General features: G+C 71.0%; 2 protein-coding genes. Both read right to left on the bottom strand.

What is annotated here, in order from left to right; translation table 11 throughout:
• Positions 1-2,506: non-ribosomal peptide synthetase (locus EES42_RS44750; protein ID WP_164495256.1), on the bottom strand; the 2,506-nt coding region annotated here is incomplete at its 3' end.
• Positions 2,503-3,097: phosphopantetheine-binding protein (locus EES42_RS17010; protein ID WP_164495255.1), on the bottom strand; the 595-nt coding region annotated here is incomplete at its 5' end. The genes EES42_RS44750 and EES42_RS17010, both read right to left, overlap by 4 nt.

Here is a 3,097-nt window from a genome sequence, read left to right as displayed (position 1 = left end):
CCGGGCCGTACGGGTCCGCGACGAAGCGCTCCGCCGTCAGCGAGGCGCGGTGGAGGTAGCCCTGTGCCAGGCCGGCTCCGGCGATGTACAGCTCGCCGGGAGCGCCCGGCGGGACCAGCCGCAGGGCGGCGTCGAGCACGTACAGGCGGTGGTTGTCGAGCGGCTCACCGATCGGGATCGCACCCGCGTAGTCCAGTGGCCGGTGAATGCGGTGGGTGGAGGCGAAGGTCGTGGTCTCCGTCGGACCGTAGCCGTTGACGACGGTGACGTCCGGGCAGTTGTCCATGACCCGGCGCACCGCCTCCGGCGGCACCACGTCACCACCCGCCCACACCTCACGCACCCCGGCGAACGCCCCGGGCGCCTCCTCCGCCATCACCCGGAAGAGACCCGCGGTCATCCAGAGCGCGGTGACCCGGTGCTCGGTGAGCAGCCGTTGGTAGTCGGTGGGGGCGAGGTGGCCACGAGGTGCGACCACGACCGTGCCGCCGTTCAGCCACGGCACCCAGATCTCGTACGTGGAGGCGTCGAAGGCGGCCGGCGAGTGGAACAGCACGCGTCGGTGGTTGCCGTTGGCGTACATGGTCTGGGCGGCCAGGTCCGCCACGTTGCGGTGGGTGACCGCGACGCCCTTCGGCACACCCGTCGATCCCGAGGTGAACATCGCGTACACCGGCTGGTCGGGGTGGATGGCGTGGGTGGGAGCGGTGGCGGGCAGCCGGTCGAGGTCGGTGGTGTCGCCGAGGACGATGATCCGCGCGTCGGCGTCCTGGACGACCTGGTGGTCCGAGAGCGCCTGGTCGGTGAGGAGGACCGGTGCCTGTGTGTCGGCCAGGATCTGGACGAGGCGGCTGTCCGGGTCGGTGGTGTTCAGCGGGGCGTACACGGCACCGGCCTTGACCACGGCGAGCAGCGCGGTGAGCAGGTCGGTCGAGCGCTCCATGAGGACGGCGACCACGTCGTGCCGCTCGACTCCGGCGTCGATGAGGTGGTGGGCCAGCCGGTTGGTGACCTCGTCGAGTTCGGCGAACGTCAGATCTCGGTCCTCGTCCACCAGGGCGATCGCGTCCGGGGTCCGGGCAGCCTGGGCGGCGAACAGCTCCGCCAGGCTCGTCCCGGACGTGCCGGTGGTGGTGCCGCTGCGCTCCTCCAGGAGCAGTCGCCGCTCGTGGTCGCCGAGCAGGTCGAGGACGGACAGCGGGGTGTCGGGCGAGGTGACGACGGCCCCCAGCAGGCGGTTCAGCCGTGCCATGAGGGCGTCGATCGTCCGGGCGTCGTAGAGGTCGGTGGCGTACTCGATGGTGATGTCCAGGCCGTCCGGACGGCCGTCGCGGGTGCGGTGCTCGGCAAAACCGAACGTCAGGTCGAACTTGGCGATCTGCAGGGCGCTGTACTCGGTCCGGGCGTCGAGCCCCGGGAACCCGATGACGTCCGAGCCGGCCTCGCCCATGGTGAGCATCACCTGGAAGAGCGGGTGACGGGAGGCCGAGCGCTCGGGGTTCAGCACCTCGACCAGCCGGTCGAAGGGCAGGTCCTGGTTGTCCCAGGCCGCCAGGTCCGTCCTGCGGACCCGGGAGAGCAGGTCGCGGAAGCTCGGGTCGCCGGTCAGATCGGTGCGCAGGACGAGGGTGTTGACGAAGAAGCCCACCAGGCCGTCCAGTGCCTCGTCGATGCGGCCGGAGACCGGGGAGCCGATCGGGATGTCGAGGCCGGCGCCGGAGCGGGAGAGGGCGGTCGCCACGGCGGCCTGGACCGCCATGAACAGAGTGGCGCCGGATTCCCGCGCGAGGTGGGTGAGACCGATGTGGACGTCAGCCGGCAGGTGTACATCGCAGGTGGCGCCGGTGTAGGAGGCGGAGGCCGGGCGCGGCCGGTCGGCCGGCAGGGTGGCCTCCTCCGGCAGGTCGGCCAATACCCCACGCCAGAACTCCAGTTGGCGGGATCCGGCACTGTCCGGATCGTCGCCCTCGCCGAGCAGTTCCTGCTGCCACAGGGTGTAGTCGGCGTACTGGACCGGCAGTGGCTCCCAGTCGGGCACGACACCCCGGGCCCGTGCCTCGTAGGCGGTGGCGAGGTCCTGCAGCAGGGGTGCGGTCGAGCCGCCGTCGGACACGATGTGGTGCATCACGATGAGCAGGACGTGCTCCTGCTCGCCGAGGGCGATCAGGCGGGCCCGGACCGGCAGGTCGGCCGCGAGGTGGAAGACCTGGGCGGACTCCTCGGCGAGAACGGCCGGCAGCGTCGCGGCATCGGCCGTGATGACCGGGAGCGGGAGCTCCACGTCCTCCTCGGCGAGGATGTGCTGGTACGGGGTGCCGTCCTGGTCGGGGAAGAGGGTGCGCAGGCTCTCGTGCCTGCCGACCAGGTCCAGGAGGGCCGACCGGAGGGCCGGGCGGTCGAGTTCGCCGTTCAGCCGCACGGCGAGCGGGATGTTGTAGGTGGTCGACGGCCCTTCCATCTGGGCGATGAACCACAGCCGCTGCTGGGCGAAGGACAAGGGAATCACTTGGTCACTCCCATCCGGCGCATCGGCCGAAGTCTGGGCCGTGCGGCCTCGGCGCCGTCGAGCTTCTCGACGAGCGTGGCCACGATCGGGTTTTCGAAGAGGGTCGCCACGGAGAGTTCGACCCCGAGTACGGTGCGGATCCGGCCGGCGAGCCGGGTGGCGAGGAGCGAATGCCCGCCGAGGTTGAAGAAGTGGTCGTCGATGGTGACCGAGGGCAATCCCAGGATCTCCGCGAAGAGGCCGCAGAGGACTTCTTCCTTGGCGGTGCGCGGTGCGCGCCCGGTGGCTTCGTTGGTGAGCTGGGGTGCGGGCAGGGCACGTCGGTCGACCTTGCCGTTGACGGTGAGCGGGATCTCGTCGAGGACCACGAAGGCGGACGGGACCATGTAGTCGGGCAGCAGCCCGGACACCTGCTTCTGTACGTCCCCGGGTTCGATCCGGGCGCCTTCCTCGGCGGTGAGGTAGGCGACGAGACGCTTGTCGCCTGGCCGATCCTCCCGGACCACGACGGTGGCCTGGGCCACGCCCGGCCGGCCGGCGAGGACGGTCTCGATCTCGCCCGGCTCGATGCGGAAACCGCGGAGCTTGACC

The sequence above is a fragment of the Streptomyces sp. ADI95-17 genome (genome assembly GCF_003846175.1).
GTDB classification, from domain to species: domain Bacteria; phylum Actinomycetota; class Actinomycetes; order Streptomycetales; family Streptomycetaceae; genus Streptomyces; species Streptomyces sanglieri.
The sequence above is the reverse complement of the archived record's forward strand: the minus strand, read 5'-3'. Positions and strand labels throughout refer to the sequence as shown.